Origin of the sequence: Cellulomonas sp. URHD0024 (genome assembly GCF_000426185.1) — a bacterium.
In the GTDB taxonomy this organism is placed as follows: domain Bacteria; phylum Actinomycetota; class Actinomycetes; order Actinomycetales; family Cellulomonadaceae; genus Cellulomonas.
This window is the reverse complement of sequence record NZ_AUEW01000009.1, coordinates 13,687-29,685: the sequence shown is the minus strand read 5'-3', so window position 1 is coordinate 29,685 and position 15,999 is coordinate 13,687. Positions and strand designations below refer to the sequence as shown.

Genomic DNA, 15,999 nt, shown 5'->3' with positions numbered 1-15,999 from the left:
TGGGACGACACGCGCCGACACCTGGTGCTGATGCTGGCGCTGACGTTCACGACCGGCATCGTCGACGCCGTCGGCTACCTCGGCCTGGACCGCGTGTTCACGGCGAACATGACGGGCAACGTGGTCATCCTCGGCATGGCGCTCGTCGGTGGGAACGACCTGCCGATCCTCGGTCCGGCCATCGCGCTCGCGGCCTTCCTGGGCGGTGCCGCGATCGGGGGACGGGTGCTGCGGACCGCACCCGCGGGCTGGTCGCACCGGACGAGCATGACGTTTCTGGCGACCGGCGTGCTGGCGGTCGGCCTCGGCATCGCCGCCGTCGTCGAACCGCCGGCGCAGGGCCAGGTCTGGGCTCTCGTCGTGACCGGGGTGCTCGCCGTCGCGATGGGCCTGCAGGCCGCTGCGGCGCGCCGTCTGGCCGTGAAGGACGTGACGACGGTCGTCGTGACGAGCACCCTGACCGGGCTCGCTGCCGACTCGCGCCTGGCCGGTGGCACCGGCGACGGCTGGGCGCGCCGCTCGCTCGCGGTCGCGCTGATCCTGGTCGGTGCGGCCTTCGGAGCCCTGCTGCTCAAGGTGGGCGGTGAGCGTGGCGTCGGCGTGGGGATGCTCGTGGCCGGCGCGCTCGCCCTCGTCACCGTCGCGCTGGGCCACCGGCACCGCGAGGCCTGACGCCCTACGCACCTTCGGCCTCCGGCAGGATCGTCCGCCCGGTTCCGGCTCTGCTGACGAGGCCGCGCTCCACGATCGGCTCCCCGCGCAGCCACACGCTCCGGGCGAGCCCCGTGACGCGTGCTCCGTCGTACGGGGAGATGGGGTTCTTGTGCTCCAGGGCGCGGACGTCGACCACCCACTCGTCGTCGGGGGCGAACGCGACGAGGTGGGCCGGGGCTCCGACCTCGATGACGCCCGCCGCCAGACCCGCGACGCGCGCCGGGCCGGTGGTGAACAGCGGCAGGATCGCGTCGAGCGGCAGCCCACGCCGCCGCGCCTCCGTCCACACCACCGTGAACCCCAGCTGCAGACCGGCGATCCCGCCCCACGAGGAGCCGAAGTCGCCGCGCTTGAGGTCGGCGGTGGACGGCGAGTGGTCGGAGACGATCGCGTCGAACGTCCCGTCGAGCACTGCCTCCCAGAGGAGGTCCTGGTTGGCGCCGTCGCGGATGGGCGGGCAGCACTTGAACTGGGTCCCACCGGTGGGGACGTCCTCGGCGCGCAGGGTCAGGTAGTGCGGGCAGGTCTCGACGGTCAGCGGGAGACCCTCGGCGCGGGCCTCCCGGACGAGGTCGAGGGAGTCCGCCGCCGAGACGTGCAGGATGTGCGCCCGGGCCCCCGTGACGCGCATGGCGTCGATGACGTGAGCGATCGCGTTGCGTTCGGAGATCGGCGGCCGGGAGGCGACGAAGTCGTCGTAGGAGCCGCCGTGTGCCTCGTGCAGGTGCGACGGGTCCTCCGCGTGCACGATCAGGACACTGCCGATCGCGGCGATCTCCGCGAGCGCGGGCTCCAGCAGCTCCTCGGGGAGGTGCTCGAACTCGTCGACCCCCGAGGGTGCGAGGAACGCCTTGAACCCGCGCACGCCGGCGTCGTGCAGGGCCTTCAAGGAGCCGAGGTTGCCGGGGACGGCACCGCCCCAGAAGGCCACGTCCGCGGTGAGCTTGCCGATGGTGGCGTCGGTCTTGAGCTCGAGCGCCTCGACCGTCGTGGTCGGCGGGATCGAGTTGAGCGGCATGTCGACGATCGTCGTCACGCCGCCCGCGGCCGCCGCCCGGGTGGCCGACGTGAACCCCTCCCACGCCGTGCGTCCTGGCTCGTTGACGTGCACGTGCGAGTCGACCAGACCGGGCAGGAGCACCTCGTCGTCGGGCAGCGTGACCGCACCGGCCACAGGCGGCTCGAACGGCAGGATCCCGGTCACCGCACCACCGCTGACCTGCACCTGAGCCGGACGGAACGCACCCTCGAGCCAGACGCGCAGTGCGCGCACGACCAGATCAGGCATGTGTCCTCCAGCGGCTGGATACCGGCTCGCGCCAGGCTACGGCCACAGTGCCTCAAGCGGTGTTTCGGCCGCATTTCCCACCGCGCGCGCGGCGACACCATCTCCTACGCGTGCGGGACGCCCCACCTGCTGTCCAACCAGTCCGCTGACGCACCCGACGGGCTGACCGGCGGATCGGCCTCGGCCTGGCGTGCGCGCCGCCGGTGTGCGTCAGTGCCCTCCGTGGCCGTGCCGGCCGAGGTCGACCGTCCACACCTCCCCGCCGAGCGTGACGACGTAGGCCGAGCTGCCGATGATCTGGAACGAGACGGGCTGGTTCAGGCCGTCGGCGACGACGTCGAGCGAGCCGTGCCGGCCGACCTTCAGCAGCTGTCCCGTGTTCGGGGCCGCGGGAGACCCCGCCTGCCCGCCGAGCGGCCAGTCGCCCTGCGCGAGTGCGTAGAGGGTGTGTCCATGCCCGGCCCGGACGTCGACCATGAGCGGTCCGCCGGCGGCGACCTCGGTCGCGGTCGTGGAGCGCTTGTCGAACGTCACGACCTTTCCGTCCGCCGCCAGGTGCGGCAGAGGGCCCGCCTCGGCCATATAGACCCGGGAGCCGACGACGTCCAGACCCGTCGGGACGATGTTGTCGAACGCGATCCGCACGGACACGGAGCCGTCGAGCCCCACCGTGTAGACGCGGTTGTGGTGGCCGTCGGTGACCAGGAAGCCGGCCCGGTACGGCTCGAGGGGCGTACGGGACGCCTGTCGCAATGAAGTAGTCGGTGGTCGGCGGGTTCTCCTTGGCGAACGTGCCGATGTCCGCAACCAGAGTGAACGAGCTCGGTCCGTCCATCTTGTAGAGGCCGTCCACGTTGCCCGGCGCGCCGCCGGCCTCCTCCGTGATGAAGCCGACCAGCACGTAGGCCGTGCCCCGCACGAACGCGATGTCGTGGGGGCCGCCGTTCGGTGCGGTCGGGAGGCCGGAGGCGAACGTGGTGGTCGCGCCGGTGCGCGGGTCGATACGGGCGATCTCCCCGGAGACCGACTCCGCTACGTACAAGGCGCCGTCCGGGCCCACGGTGCTCCCCCAGGCGCCCGAGAGTCCGGTGGCGAGCAGCTGCGGCTCTGGCGACGGGGGCGGATGGTGCGCGGACGCGGCCGACGGTGTGAGGACGAGCAACAGAACCGATGCGAGCGTGAGCAAGACTCTGCGGGGACCCGTCATGGGGATCCCTCCCTCCGCAGCTGTGCGTGGACGAACGAGTTCGGGGCCGCCGGGCGTCGTCGCCTCGGCGCGTCTCGGGACTGCCTGCGCCGGCCGGGCCGACGCTAGACCGGGTATCGGCGGCGATCTATGACCCGGGGCAACCGGACGAACGTCCTGATACCGACGTGATACCGGTCGCGTCGGGTGCGTCGGAGTGGCCGCCGTCACGCCCCTGGCGAACACGGGCAGTCTGGGCACCACCGCGCCGTTAGCATCGAACAACGCCGCTCGTAGGCCCCCGGTGCGCCAGCCCGGGGTTCGGTGGGCACGCAGCTCGTGAGGAGTGCACATGTTCGAGAGATTCACGGACCGAGCCCGTCGCGTGGTCGTCCTTGCCCAAGAAGAGGCACGGATGCTGAACCACAACTACATCGGCACGGAACACATCCTCCTGGGACTGATCCACGAGGGTGAGGGTGTCGCCGCCAAGGCGCTGGAGTCGCTCGGCATCTCGCTCGAGGCCGTGCGCGCGCAGGTGCAGGAGATCATCGGCGAGGGCCAGCAGGCGCCGTCGGGTCACATCCCCTTCACGCCGCGCGCCAAGAAGGTCCTCGAGCTCTCGCTGCGCGAGGCGCTGCAGCTCGGCCACAACTACATCGGCACCGAGCACATCCTGCTCGGCCTGATCCGCGAGGGCGAGGGCGTCGCCGCCCAGGTCCTCAACAAGCTCGGCGCGGACCTGAACCGCGTGCGCCAGCAGGTCATCCAGCTCGTCTCCGGCTACCAGGGCAAGGAGCCCGTCGCCGCCGGCGGTCCGCAGGAAGGTCAGCCCTCGGGCTCTGCCGTCCTCGACCAGTTCGGCCGCAACCTCACGCAGGCTGCGCGCGACGGCAAGCTCGACCCGGTCATCGGGCGCGAGAAGGAGATCGAGCGGGTCATGCAGGTGCTGTCCCGCCGCACCAAGAACAACCCGGTCCTCATCGGGGAGCCCGGCGTCGGCAAGACCGCCGTGGTCGAGGGCCTCGCGCAGGACATCGTGCGCGGCGACGTGCCCGAGACGCTCAAGGACAAGCAGCTCTACACGCTGGACCTGGGCGCGCTCGTGGCCGGCAGCCGCTACCGCGGTGACTTCGAGGAGCGCCTGAAGAAGGTCCTCAAGGAGATCCGCACCCGCGGCGACATCATCCTGTTCATCGACGAGATCCACACCCTCGTCGGTGCGGGTGCCGCCGAGGGCGCGATCGACGCCGCCAGCATCCTCAAGCCCATGCTGGCGCGTGGCGAGCTGCAGACGATCGGTGCCACGACGCTCGACGAGTACCGCAAGTACGTCGAGAAGGACCCGGCCCTGGAGCGTCGCTTCCAGCCGATCCAGGTGGCCGAGCCCAACCTGCAGCACGCGATCGAGATCCTCAAGGGTCTGCGCGACCGGTACGAGGCGCACCACCGCGTGTCCATCACGGACGCCGCGCTGGTCGCCGCCGCCACCCTGGCGGACCGGTACGTCAACGACCGCTACCTCCCCGACAAGGCGATCGACCTGGTCGACGAGGCCGGCGCCCGCCTGCGCATCCGCCGCATGACGGCTCCGCCGGAGCTGCGCGAGCTCGACGAGCAGATCGCCGAGACGCGCCGCGACAAGGAGTCGGCGATCGACGAGCAGGACTTCGAGAAGGCAGCCCGTCTCCGCGACGCCGAGAAGCAGCTCGGTCTCAAGCGCGTGGAGAAGGAGAAGGCCTGGAAGTCCGGCGACCTCGACGCGGTCGCGGAGGTGGACGAGGAGCTCATCGCCGAGGTGCTGGCGAACGCCACGGGTATCCCGGTGTTCAAGCTCACCGAGGAGGAGTCCAGCCGTCTGCTCCACATGGAGGAGAACCTCCACAAGCGGGTCGTGGGCCAGGACGCCGCCATCAAGGCGCTCTCGCAGGCCATCCGTCGCACGCGTGCGGGCCTCAAGGACCCGAAGCGTCCCGGTGGGTCGTTCATCTTCGCCGGCCCGACCGGTGTCGGTAAGACGGAGCTGGCCAAGGCGCTCGCGGAGTTCCTCTTCGGCGACGAGGACGCGCTCATCCAGCTCGACATGTCGGAGTTCTCGGAGAAGCACACGGTCTCGCGGCTGTTCGGCTCGCCTCCCGGCTACGTCGGGTACGACGAGGGTGGTCAGCTCACCGAGAAGGTGCGGCGCAAGCCGTTCTCCGTGGTCCTGTTCGACGAGGTCGAGAAGGCCCACGCGGACATCTTCAACTCGCTCCTGCAGATCCTCGAGGACGGTCGCCTGACCGACTCGCAGGGCCGCGTGGTCGACTTCAAGAACACCGTCATCATCATGACCACCAACCTCGGCACCCGGGACATCGCCAAGGGCCTCATGACCGGCTTCCAGGCCGGCGGGGACCTGTCGACGTCGTACGAGCGGATGAAGTCGAAGGTCAACGACGAGCTCAAGCAGCACTTCCGCCCCGAGTTCCTCAACCGCGTCGACGACGTGGTCGTGTTCCCGCAGCTGTCCCAGCCGGAGATCTTCGCGATCGTCGACCTGATGGTCGCCAAGCTGGCCAAGCGTCTGCGGGACAAGGACATGGACATCGAGATCACGTCTGCCGCCAAGCAGCTGCTCTCCGAGAAGGGTTACGACCCGGTGCTCGGTGCGCGTCCGCTGCGTCGTGCGATCCAGCGGGAGATCGAGGACGCCCTGTCCGAGAAGATCCTGTTCGGGGAGCTCAAGGCCGGGCAGCTGGTCATCGTGGACGCCGAGGGCGAGGGACTGCTCGGGGAGTTCACGTTCCGGGGCGTCCCGCGTGGGGTCCGTCTCGAGGAGCCGGTCAAGGTCGGCGTCTCGGTCGGAACCCCCGGCTCAGGGACCGACCTGCCGGCGGCCCCGCCCATCTCGGCCGTCGGCGACGGAGGAACGGGCACCCTGCCCGCCCTCTGACGCACGACTCGGCGACGCCCCGTTCCCCTGAGGGAGCGGGGCGTCGTCGTGCCGGGACCGGTGTGTCGTCCCGGTGTCGTGCGCCAGCCCCGCCGGTGCCGCAGCCCCCGCGGCCGCCCGCCCCCGCGGCCGGTGCCGCAGCCCCCGCGGCCGGTGCCGCCTGCGCGCCGCGTGTCGAGCTTGTGCTTATGCACCCCATAGGGCCGGTTGCCGTGCGTAACCGCAAGTTCGTGGCGTCGACAACGACCCGGCAGCCGTCAGTGCTGCAGGGCCTCGACCGGGTGGTTGGCGGACGCGGGCAAGGACGGGTAGAGGCCGGCGAGGATGACGAGCATCGCGTCGGCGAAGGGGGCCGCGTAGACGATCACCGGCGTCCACTCCTGTGCCAGCGACACGACGAGGAGGACGGCGAGCGCCAGGCTGCGTCGCTCACGACGGCCTGGGTCGCCTTGGTGACCGAGAAGTCCGCCGATCTGGCCGCCTCGCGGACAGTCCCAGGAGCGCGACGAAGGTGCCGATGCCCAGGACCGTGCCGAGCATGGTCAGCAGGGAACGGATCGGCCGCTGGAGCAGACCGGACACCGACTCCGAGAAGAGTGCCCGGACGCCGAACCGGCACGTTAGGGAGCGCTGGCTCGTCAGCGCTACGCGACTCGACCGACCCCTCGTTCGACGACGACCCCGTCCTTGATGCTGAGCCGACGCGTCCCCCGCGCGGCGACGTCGGGGTCGTGCGTGATGACGACCAGCGTCAGCCCGTGGGCGTTCAGCCGGTCGAGCAGCTCCAGGACGTTCGCGTTGTTCTCGCTGTCGAGCGAACCGTTGGTTCATCGCAGAGCAGGAGCCGCGGCCCGTGCGAGATCGCGCGTGCGATCGCGACCCGTTGCCGCTCGCCCCCGGACATCGTCACGGGCAGCGCGTCCCGACGGTGACCGAGGCCGACGATCTCGAGGTGCTCGGCGCGCGGGCGGCGCGCACCGAGGCCGGTAGGCCGCCGTACAGGCCGGCCAGCGCGACGTTCTCGGCCGCCGTGCGGTAGCCGAGCAGGTGGGACGACTGGAACACGAACCCGATCCACTGCCCCCGCAGCGCCGTGCGGTCCCGCTCGTTCAGGTCGGCGGTGTCCACGCCGGCGTCGGCCGGCCGTCGGCCGGTCGAGCAGGCCGAGCACGTTGAGCATCGTCGACGTGCCGGAGCCCGAGGGGCCCATGACGGTGACGTACTCACCGCCCGCGACCGTCAACGAGGTGGCGCGCATGGCGTGCACCGGCGGGCTTCGGCGAAGGTCCTCTCAGCGCCGAGGAGAGGAGCCAGCGCCGTCACTGGCTCGTCACCACGCGGTCGGACAGTCGCGTCGCGAAGGGTGGCGACGGTCGTGGCACAGTGGGTGGATGCCTGGACGCCGACGCCTGCCACGGAGCTCACCGCAACAGCAGGGGGTGGACGCGGCAGCGCTCGCCGACGTCGTCCGGGCACTCACGGCACTGCCCGAGCTGCACTCGATCATGGTGCTGCGGCACGGGCATGTCGTCGCGGAGGGGTGGGCTTCGCCGTACGCAGCCGACCGGCTGCATGAGGTCTACTCACTCAGCAAGAGCGTGACGTCGACGGCGGTGGGTTTCGCGGTCGACGAAGGGCTGTTCGGCGTCGACGACCTGGTGCTCGACCTGTTCCGCGACCGGGCCCCGGATCATCCTGACGAGCACCTGCGCAGGATGCGGGTGCGCCACCTGCTCACCATGACGACCGGCCACGACCAGGACCCGTCGCCGGCCGTCTTCCCGAGCGGCGGCGACTGGGTGACGGAGTTCCTGCGTCACCCGGTCGAGCACGAGCCCGGCACGCACTTCCTCTACAACACCGCCGGGTCCTACATGCTCTCGGCGCTCGTGCAGCAGGTGACCGGCCAGCGACTCCTCGACTACCTCCAGCCGCGACTGTTCGGGCCGCTCGGTATCGAGGACGTGACGTGGGAGCAGTCCCCGACCGGTGTCGACACGGGAGGCTTCGGCCTGTCCGCGACGACGGAGGACATCGCGGCGATCGGGCTGCTGTACCTGCAGGACGGTGTCTGGGAGGGCCGGCAGCTGCTCCCCGACGGCTGGGCAGCGGAAGCGACGCGGCTGCACGTGCTGAACGGCGACGATCCGGACGATGACTGGGCGCAGGGCTACGGCTACCAGTTCTGGCGCTGCCGGCCCGCGAACAGCTGGCGCGGTGACGGTGCCTTCGGGCAGTACATGATCGGGTTGCCGGAGCACGACGTCGTCGTGGCGACGACCGCGGGCCGCCAGGACATGCACGACTACCTGCAGGTCCTGTGGGACCGGCTGCTGCCGGGGCTTTCCGACGAGCCGAGCGCCGCCTCAGATCCCGAAGGCGCCGCGCACGGCCAGTACGAGCTGGCCGAGGCGGTCGCCGCGATGCGCCTGGACCCGCCGCAGGGTGAGCCGACGTCCCCGACCGGCGACCGGCTGAGCGGGCGCACGATCTCCTTCGCCCCGAACGCCTATGGGCTGCGCAGCGTGGTGTTCGCGGTGGGCACGGACCAGGACCGCCTGATCCTCGAGCTGGGGGACCAGCGGATCGAGGGCAACATCGGACGGTCCAGCCCGGCTGCGGAGACCGCGGACGTCGGACACGGCTCGCCGACGATCGTGCGGGGCTCGTTCCGTCGTCGCAATCCTGAGGACGTCCTGCTCAGCGGCACGTGGACGGCACCCGACATCTACGTCCTGACCGCCCGGTTCGTCGAGTCGCCGTTCTGCCTGACCGCCACGGCGACCGTCGACGGCGACGCGATCACCGTGACGACGAGCTGGAACGCTTCCTTCGGCCCGCGCAACCTCCCGCCGTTCCGAGGCACCCTCACGTAACGCCCAGCGCCCAGCGCCCAGCGTCCGCGCTCGTGGGTGTGATAACCCCGACGAGTGCGGACACAACGGAAGCAGTGGCCCGCCGGACGTCCGCGTTCGTGGGTGCCATAGCGCCAACGAGTGCGGACGCAAGGGGAGCAGTGTGGCGCAGCGTCCGCGTTGGTGGGTGCCATAGCGCCAACGAGTGCGGACGCAACGGGAGCAGTGTGGCGCAGCGTCAGCGTTCGTGGGTGCGATAGCGCCGACGAGTGCGGACGTCCGGCCATGAGTCAGGAGATCTCGAGGACCGTCCACCACGTGTCGGGGTCGCGCGTGCCCAGCGCCGACACCTCCTGCTGGCCGTTGGTGAACCTGGGGTTCGAGCCGTGGTGCGAGTGCAGGAACGTGCCGGTCGGGACGTGGACGAGCCGGAAACGGCTCCCGGCCAGCCACGGACCTGGCTGCTCGAGCTCGACGCGCCAGGTGTCGAGCGAGCCGTCGTCGGCAGCGCTGACCTCCTGCTGGTGGGAGACGGGCGACGGTACCCCGGACCGGCTGTGCAGCCAGCGGCCCGTGCGCTGATGGCGCAGTCGGATCACCGATCCGTGGGCGAGGGGGACGCCGGCGGACGGACCGACGAGGGACCAGCGGTCGTTGTCGTCGGAACCGTCGAAGCACGTGACCTGCTGGAGCCCGTCGGTTCCGGGGTGCGTGTACGGCAGGGCGTGCGAGTGCAGGGTGAGCCCGGTCCAGACGTGCGAGAGCTTGACCACGGCGCCGGCGGACAGGCGCGCGTGGGGGTCGGCTGGGTCGCGGGTCAGGATCCGGGGTGTCTTCGGCGTGTAGTCCTGCACGAAGAACCCGCGCCACACGCGCCCGTTGGAGGCCGTCCAGTCGTGCTGGTCGGCCTGGGACGTGAGGGTGACGGGACGCCCGGGCGTGTTGTTGTCGTACACGGTCACCACGGCGCGACCGTCGTCGAACCGCTCGTACCCGTACGCGACGACCTGGTGGTTGTCGCCGATGGCGCCCAGGCTGCGCGCCACGACGAGCCCGAGGACGACGGGCCGGCCCCGGTCGATCGAGGCGATGACGCGTGGCAGCTCTTCCTCCTTGGTCCACCGCGAGACGCCCTTGAACACCCAGGTGGGGTCGTCGGAGTGCAGGGACCAGGTGACGAACTTGGCGGCGGAGCCGGTGAAGAAGGAGTCGTGCAGGCGGGAGTAGAGGTACTTGGCGAGCCAGTTGCTGTCCGGTGGGACCCGACCGGGCGCGTAGAGGTCGGGGCGCCAGCGGGGGACGGGTTGGCCGGGCAGGAAGTAGTCGAGCGCGGCGTAGGCCATGCCCCCGCAGCGGCCGGCGGTCGTGATCTGTGCGCCGGTGGGCAAGGTCAGGACGACGTTCACGAACGCGTTGGGGAACGCGAACCCGTGCGTTGCCGGGTCGAACGCCACGGTGCGCTGAGCCAGGAGCATGGAAGGCCTCTCGTCTGAGTGAGCGTCTCAGACAGGAGCGCGGGATGCGCGTCGAGATACCTAGCGGCTGAGCAGGGCGATCGACTCCGTCGCCCACTGGACCTGGGCCCGCGCGCTCGCCTCGCCGGCGGCGATGGTGACCAGGAAGTAGAGCTGGTCGGGGGAGTCGGATTCGGCCTCGACCACCGCGCGGATCCCGGCCATCGTCTCCAACGTCCTTTGCGACGAGGACCGCGCCTCCTCCAACAGCTCGACGCAGACCTCTCGGCCGAGCATCCGCCCGAAAAACAGACGCAGGAGCAACCCGTTGCGCGCGGGCGCTTCCTCGAACGGCTCGCTGAGCAGCTCCCGCAGCCGGTCCAGGCCGGCGTCGGTGAGGACGAACCTCTTCTCCGCGTCGCGGACCACCAGCCCGTTCGCCGCCAGCCGCTCGAGCGCCGGGTAGATCTGCCCGAAGCTCTCGTTCCAGAAGTGCCCGAGCGTGCTCGTGATCGCGGCGCGCACGGCGTAGCCGGTCATGGGCTCCACCGAGAGGGCGCCGAGCACGGCCGTCTCGGTCTGTGATCGTCTAGGCATCGGTCTCGACTATATCTGCCAGATATGTTTCGCTGGCGCCATGACACGGACAACAGCGCAACGCGTCGCCGGCTGGACGCTCGTCGGCATCGCCACCTTCCAGGCTGCTCTCGCCGCCGGGGCCCCTTGGGGGGAGGCGGCATACGGGGGCGGGAACGCGGGCGTCCTGCCGGCCGCAGAGCGGATCTCGAGCGTCGTCGCGGTGCCTGTCTACCTCGCGCTCGCGGGCGTCGCGTTCGGGCGCATCGGTTCCCCCATCGTCCGCCGGCGGGTGCTGCGCGGTGCCTCCGTGCTGATCGGGACCGGTGCGCTGCTGAACCTGGCGTCGCCGTCGACCGTCGAGCGGATGGTCTGGGTGCCCGTCTCGGTGGTGGCTGCGATCTCGCTATGGAGGGCGGCCCCCGGCCGCGAGGCGTTGGTCGCGCAGCCCGTCTGAGAGACGACAACGGCTCCGATCCCCCGCGAGGGATCGGAGCCGTTGTCATTCAGGGAGTGTCAGCCGCCGTAGTTGGTCACGGTGGCGGGCACGGTGTTGGTGCCCTCCGCGGCCGGACCGACGCCGTTGATGACGTGGGCGTAGGAGCCCATGCCACCGAGCGACACCGTGGACAGGCTGTGCATCTTCACGCCGGGGACCGAGGGGACCTCGAACCCGTTGTCGACCCGGATCGTCGGGTCGGCCGTGAAGTTGCTGTAGGAGCCCAGGCCCCAGGCCTCGTGCTGCGTGACGCCTGCTGCGACCTTGTACGCCGCCCAGCCCTTGATCCCGTCGTGGGTCCACGCCGCGATGTTCGGGACGTCGTACGGGAGCTCGTTCTGGAAGAAGATCGTGCGCCCGTTGTTGCCGTTCCAGAGCACGTTGTACTTCTCGTAGTGCTCGACGAACAGGCCGTACGCGTTGACGTCGTTGCCGTTCACGATCAGGCCGTAGTCGGCGACGTTGTCGTTCCAGCCTGCGCCGGCTCCGTGGTCGGCACGCCAGGACCAGATGTGGTCGATGATCGTGTCGTCCGCGTTGATGACGATGGCGTTGACGGCCTTGCCGGCGACGACGCCGCCGACGCGGATGAACACGTCCTGGACCGTCGTCGGGTTGGCCGAGTGGTCGACGTGCGTGACCGAGCTGCCGATCTTGACGATCGTGTCGGACTTCGTCGTGCCCTGGTCGAACAGCAGGCCGGCGATCTTGATGCCGTCCACGTCGGCGGTCTGCAGACCGTTGACGCCGTTGTCCGGGATGATCGTCGCCATACCCATGCCCAGCACGACGGTGTTGGGCCGCGTGACGTTGATGGTCTGGTCGACGTGGTAGACGCCCGGCGTGAAGATGACGTTCAGGCCCTGCGAGAGCGCGAGGTTGATCGTCGCCGCCGAGTCAGACGGCTTGGCCAGGAAGAACGTGTCCAGGCTCAGCGACGTCCCGACCGTGTTCGGCCAGGTCGTGCCCGTCGTCCCGTTGCGCAGGCTCGGGACGAAGACCGCCCACTTGCCGTTCTCCTTGTAGAGGTACGGCTTCTCGCGGATGGCACCGGTCGTGTTCACCGTGGTCGAGGCCGGCTTCGGGAAGGTCGTCGCCGGCGCACCCTGCACGCCCGAGAAGACCTGGTTCCACAGCGCGCCGGTCCACTTACCGACCGTCGAGTCGCGGGTGTACCACTGCTGCTGCGTGTAGGACACGAGCTCGCCGTCGATCTTCGAGTCGGCGATGTACCCGCCGGACGCCCAGCCGTAGGCCGAGGAGTCCACGGAGATGTTGCCCTTGACGTGGATGCGACGGAACGGCGCGGCCTGGGCGACGGCCCAGCGAGCCTGGCCCGTGCTGGGCGTCACGGCGAAGTTCTCGGCGGAACGCCAGAAGTTCTGCGTGGCGTTGCCACCGAACCACTGGGCGTCGACCCACACCCCACCGTTGATCTGGACGTCGTCGGGGTTGCGCCCGACGCCGTTGATCGACGTGTAGAAGCCGATGTTGGCCTGCACGCTGTAGGAGCCGGGCTCGAAGAGGAACTGGTCACGCTCGGTGCCGAACTGGTTCGACTCCTGACGCTTGAAGACGTCGTTGACCTTGTTCTGGATGTCGGCCGCCGGGGTGTTCGGCGTGAACACGAAGGTGTTCGGGCCGAAGTCCGGGTTCACCGGGTCGCCGTGGGGCACGGCCGGTCCGGTCGGCGTCGGCGTCGGGGTGGGCGTCGGCGTCGGAGTCGGGGTGGGTGTCGGCGTGGTGGTCGGCGTCGGGGTGGGCGTCGGCGTGGGCGTGCTGCCGGAGCCGGTGAACACGCGCACCTCCCAGAGCGAGTAGCCATAGCCGGTGCCACGAGTGGTACCGACGATCCGGATGTACCGGCCGTTCCCGGACGTGGCGACCGACTGCTTGCCGCCGGTGCCGTTGGTCACGGTACCGATGGTGGCGAAGCCGGACGTCGCGCTGTCGGAGGCCTGGATCGTGAAGCTCTTGCCGTAGGCAGCCTCCCAGTCCAGCTCGACCTTGCAGACGCTCTGCGACGAGCCCAGGTCGACCTGCAGCCACTCGGCGTCGGTCGAGGCGCTGGCCCAGCGGGTCCCGCCGTCGCCGTCGAACGCGTTGGCAGCAACGAGGCCGCTACCGGTCTGGACGGACGAGGACGTTGCCGGCTTCTTCAGCGCAGCGTTGGTGGTGCTGCACCCGGCCGGAGTGGTGGGCGGCGGGTCCGTGACGGGAGGGGTGGTCGTCGCGGTGGCGTCGCCGAAGACCTGGAACTCCCACAGGGAGTAGCCGTAGCCGGTCGCACGCGCCGTCAGGTTGAGCTTCACGTACCGGGCGCTGCCCGACACGGTGATGCTCTGGTTGCCGCCCGTGCCGTTGGTGACGGAGGCGGCGTTGGTCCACGTGGTGCCGTTGGTGGACGTCTGGATGGTGAAGGCCTTGCCGTACGCGGACTCCCAGTTGAGGACGACGTGGTCCAGAGAGGCGTTCGCGCCGAGGTCGACCTGGAGCCACTGGGCGTCGGAGAACGCGCTCGACCAACGCGTGCCCAGGTTGCCGTCATTGGCACCGGAGGCGGGCGTGTAGTCGGGGCTCTCCACGGACGAGGCCGTGATGGCCTTGCCCTGGGACAGGTTCACTGCAGGGGCTGCCGAGGCCATGAGGGCGCCAGTGCCCACGATGGTCGCAGCGAGTGTTGCCGCCAGTCCGGCGGCGAGGAGCACGCGACTGCGGCGAGGCCGCGGAGGCGCTGTGAAGCGTGTACTCATCAGTTGCCTTTCACATGAGGGAGTACGTGTGGAACAGGGAGGGGTTGGGACGGGGATGCCTCCCAGGGGGAGGCCCCCCACGCGCGGAGAGTCGCGGTCGCCGCGCGCGGGGGGCCCGTCTTGTGGGGAGTGTGACAGGTTTGTCAGGGAATCAGGTTGTTGTTCGCATCCAGGACGCCGCCGGCCCACGTCTTGTAGATGTCGAAGCCCTTGGGAGTGCACTGCAGGCCACCGTCGATGCAGTGCTGGGTCAGTGCCGAGAGCACCGCCGGGTCCCACGCGTTGAAGAAGTCGTAGTGGAACGAGTAGCCGCGGCCGCTGGAGAACGCGACGCCCGACATGTCACCCGAGACGGGCCACGACAGCTTGAACTCGAGCATCGGGACCGGGATGGGGTAGCCGGCCGGGCACGCACCGTTGACGGGGTACGCCATGTGGCTCTTGTGGTTGGCGGAGTCGAGGTCGACACCGTTCCAGCAGCTCGGGGCCTGGTAGCGGACGTTGAGCTCGGAGCCCGGTGCGCAGTACGCCGGGATGTCCCACTGGAACGACAGGTTGCCGCACTCGAAGCCCTCGACGTGGCCGGGAGCGTTCTGGAACTCGGACTGCGTGGCGAGCATGCTGCCGACGACGAACCGCAGGCCGGCCGGGAACGGCTGGACCTTCTTGTAGTCGAGGATGCCGGCCTTGTAGTAGATGGTCTGTGCCGAGGGCGAGACGACCTGTGTGCCGTTCTTGAGCAGCGTCGGGAACCAGTACGCCGACTTGTCCTGCGGGACGGTGCAGCTCGTCGACGCGCTGGCGGCGAGGAGCGAGGCTGCCGTGGTCGCTGCGTTGGTGGTGCTGTTGCCCATGAACGTGTGGCTGTGCGAGGCGCCCGGCTGGCCCGGGAAGACGATCGGGTCGTCCGGCAGGGTCTTGTTCGGCGTGCAGTTGGCCTGGAACTCGTGGTGCGTGACGGTCGTGTCAGCACCGGGAGGGGCCGGCGGGAGCGGCTTCGGGCTGTACGGCGGGGTCGTCGAGCCGCCCGTACCGAAGACCTGGAACTCCCACAGCGAGAAGCCGTACCCGGTGGCACGGGTCTGCAGGTTGAGCTTCACGAACCGGGCCGTGCCCGAGACGTTGATGGTCTGGTTGCCGCCGGTGCCGTTGGTGATGGTGGCGGCTGTGGTCCAGGCCGCGCCGTCGGCCGACGTCAGGACCTGGAAGCTCTTTCCGTAGGCGGCCTCCCAGCGCAGCTGGACGCTCGAGAGCGTCGCCGAGGCGCCGAGGTCGACCTGGATGAACTGGTTGTCGGAGAACTGGCTGGCCCAGCGGGTGTTGTTGTCGCCGTCGACCGCGAAGGACGCATTGAGGCCGGCGTTCTCGGACGAGGACGCCGTGGCGATCCTGCCCTGGGAGAGGTTGATCGGTGCCGCGGAGGCGCCGGACGCGATGCCGACGGCGCCCGCGCCGATGAGGGCGCTCGCGAGAGCGACCGCGACCCAGGCGCGGGCTCGGCCGCTCGACCGGGAGATCTTGTGCTTGGACATGCTTCGTGCTCCTTCTTTCTGCGCTGTGCGGCGTACGGGCCGCGCGGGCTGACGTCAGACCTGCACCGGACCGGGTGAGGTTCCAGGGACGGTGCGTCGACGCCGGGAGCGAGGTGTCACGATGCTGTGGCTCCTCGGTTTCGGCTCGGAACAGGGGTCATGGGCCGAGGGGTGGTGCCGGGGGCGGGTGGCAGCCCGCCCCCGGCA

The 15,999-nt window shown here is 70.1% G+C and carries 12 protein-coding genes; 4 read left to right on the top strand and 8 right to left on the bottom strand.

Annotation, left to right across the window (positions count from 1 at the left end):
- Positions 1 to 30: 30 nt before the first annotated feature.
- On the top strand, positions 31 to 672 hold the full coding sequence (locus I847_RS0110500; RefSeq protein WP_051274819.1) for a YoaK family protein: 642 nt from the start codon (positions 31 to 33) through the stop codon (positions 670 to 672).
- Between the two features lie 4 nt (positions 673 to 676).
- Here I847_RS0110500 and allB read toward each other — a convergent pair whose 3' ends face one another.
- Positions 677 to 2,002 (bottom strand): allantoinase AllB, encoded by a 1,326-nt coding sequence (gene allB, locus I847_RS0110495; protein ID WP_028049652.1) that lies wholly within the window; start codon positions 2,000 to 2,002, stop codon positions 677 to 679.
- A 210-nt stretch (positions 2,003 to 2,212) separates the two neighbouring features.
- A complete protein-coding gene (locus tag I847_RS0110490; protein WP_028049651.1) occupies positions 2,213 to 2,755 on the bottom strand; it encodes a hypothetical protein in 543 nt (180 codons plus the stop codon).
- Positions 2,756 to 3,540: 785 nt separating this feature from the next.
- Here I847_RS0110490 and I847_RS0110485 point away from each other — a divergent pair.
- Positions 3,541 to 6,123 carry an ATP-dependent Clp protease ATP-binding subunit gene (locus I847_RS0110485; protein WP_028049650.1) on the top strand — a complete coding sequence of 861 codons (2,583 nt, stop codon included), beginning with the start codon at positions 3,541 to 3,543 and terminating at the stop codon, positions 6,121 to 6,123.
- A gap of 257 nt (positions 6,124 to 6,380) precedes the next feature.
- Here the strand turns inward: I847_RS0110485 and I847_RS26720 are convergent, their stop codons facing one another.
- Together I847_RS26720 and I847_RS27685 are read right to left on the bottom strand one after the other, a co-directional pair.
- Entirely contained in the window at positions 6,381 to 6,518 is a 138-nt protein-coding gene (locus I847_RS26720) for a hypothetical protein (RefSeq protein WP_155856113.1), read from the bottom strand.
- Positions 6,519 to 6,889: 371 nt separating this feature from the next.
- On the bottom strand, positions 6,890 to 7,333 hold the full coding sequence (locus I847_RS27685; RefSeq protein WP_369751722.1) for an ATP-binding cassette domain-containing protein: 444 nt from the start codon (positions 7,331 to 7,333) through the stop codon (positions 6,890 to 6,892).
- A gap of 181 nt (positions 7,334 to 7,514) precedes the next feature.
- On the opposite strand from I847_RS27685, the gene I847_RS23185 reads away from it, so the two are divergent.
- The gene (locus I847_RS23185) at positions 7,515 to 8,999 is read left to right on the top strand and encodes a serine hydrolase (RefSeq protein WP_051274793.1); all 1,485 of its coding nucleotides are present in this window, start codon (positions 7,515 to 7,517) and stop codon (positions 8,997 to 8,999) included.
- A 269-nt stretch (positions 9,000 to 9,268) separates the two neighbouring features.
- Here the strand turns inward: I847_RS23185 and I847_RS0110465 are convergent, their stop codons facing one another.
- Together I847_RS0110465 and I847_RS0110460 are read right to left on the bottom strand one after the other, a co-directional pair.
- Entirely contained in the window at positions 9,269 to 10,453 is a 1,185-nt protein-coding gene (locus tag I847_RS0110465; RefSeq protein ID WP_028049648.1) for a hypothetical protein, read from the bottom strand.
- Between the two features lie 60 nt (positions 10,454 to 10,513).
- On the bottom strand, positions 10,514 to 11,029 hold the full coding sequence (locus I847_RS0110460) for a PadR family transcriptional regulator (RefSeq protein WP_028049647.1): 516 nt from the start codon (positions 11,027 to 11,029) through the stop codon (positions 10,514 to 10,516).
- 40 nt (positions 11,030 to 11,069) lie between these two features.
- Here I847_RS0110460 and I847_RS23180 point away from each other — a divergent pair, with 40 nt between their 5' ends.
- Complete coding sequence (locus tag I847_RS23180) at positions 11,070 to 11,465, top strand: hypothetical protein (protein ID WP_051274791.1); 396 nt, start codon at positions 11,070 to 11,072, stop codon at positions 11,463 to 11,465.
- Between the two features lie 59 nt (positions 11,466 to 11,524).
- Here I847_RS23180 and I847_RS0110450 read toward each other — a convergent pair whose 3' ends face one another.
- Positions 11,525 to 14,170, bottom strand: coding sequence for a discoidin domain-containing protein (locus I847_RS0110450; RefSeq protein WP_231384170.1), 2,646 nt, complete (start codon positions 14,168 to 14,170; stop codon positions 11,525 to 11,527).
- Between the two features lie 233 nt (positions 14,171 to 14,403).
- Positions 14,404 to 15,792, bottom strand: coding sequence for a DUF1996 domain-containing protein (locus I847_RS0110445; RefSeq protein ID WP_028049645.1), 1,389 nt, complete (start codon positions 15,790 to 15,792; stop codon positions 14,404 to 14,406).
- Positions 15,793 to 15,999: the final 207 nt, after the last annotated feature.